Raw genomic sequence first — 819 nt, forward strand, 5'->3', positions numbered from 1 at the left:
GCCGCGCGTGCTGCATCGTGGAGATCAGTGCGAGGGTGGACTCGGCGCCCTGGTTGAGGTTGGGTCCGTGCAGGGTCAGGCCGTCGTATCCGCCGCCGGTGGCCGGGTCCCACATCGGCGTGCCGATGTCGTTGCCGCCGCCGAACCAGTCGATCGCCTGTTCCACCACGGCGTTCCATCGGGAGTCGCCGGTGACCGTTGCGGCGGTGGCGGCGGCGTCGGCGATCGCGGCGACCTCGATGGGTTGCTGGTCGTGACGCAAGCGTGGGCTTCCGCGTTGCCAGCCTTTCACCGGCAGGACCGACAGCCGGCCGGCGGCCAGTTGGATGTCGCGCAGCCAGCCGAGCATCCGGAGTCCGGCGATGAGCAACGGCGGGTCGCCGCCCAGATGCCCGGCGAGGATGAGCACCTCGGCCAGTGCGGCGTTGGCGTAGGTGAGCCGTTGGTGCGGCCACCGCCAGGTCGGGTCGTCGCCCGGCGTGCCGACGACGGCCGCGGCGTCGGTGAGCAGGGCTGACGCCGTCTCGTCGTCCGGCCGCACGCGCAGGATCTCTGCCGCACCCAGGCCGGCGAAGGCCATCGCCCGCGGTGCCGTCGACCGTCGGGTGGCGCCCGTGGTGAAGGCGACGAGTGCCTCGGTGCGGATCCACTCCGCCGGGCTGCGTGCTGCGGCGGTTCCCAGACCCCATAGGGCCCGGCCCCACCAGTCGCCGAGGGCGGGCTGGTCGGTCCACCGGCGGTCGTGACCGAGGCGGTTGTGGAAGGCGCCGTCGCTGTCCTGGGCGTGGGTGAGGAAGGCGAGGTAGCACTCCGCCAGGC

The 819-nt window shown here is 73.1% G+C and carries 1 protein-coding gene; it reads right to left on the minus strand.

Annotation, left to right across the window (positions count from 1 at the left end; genetic code table 11):
* Window positions 1-819 (minus strand): glycosyltransferase (locus Voc01_RS52640; RefSeq protein WP_203935342.1); only part of this gene is annotated, 819 nt, incomplete at both ends.

It is taken from the genome of Virgisporangium ochraceum, assembly GCF_016863655.1.
Lineage (GTDB): Bacteria > Actinomycetota > Actinomycetes > Mycobacteriales > Micromonosporaceae > Virgisporangium > Virgisporangium ochraceum.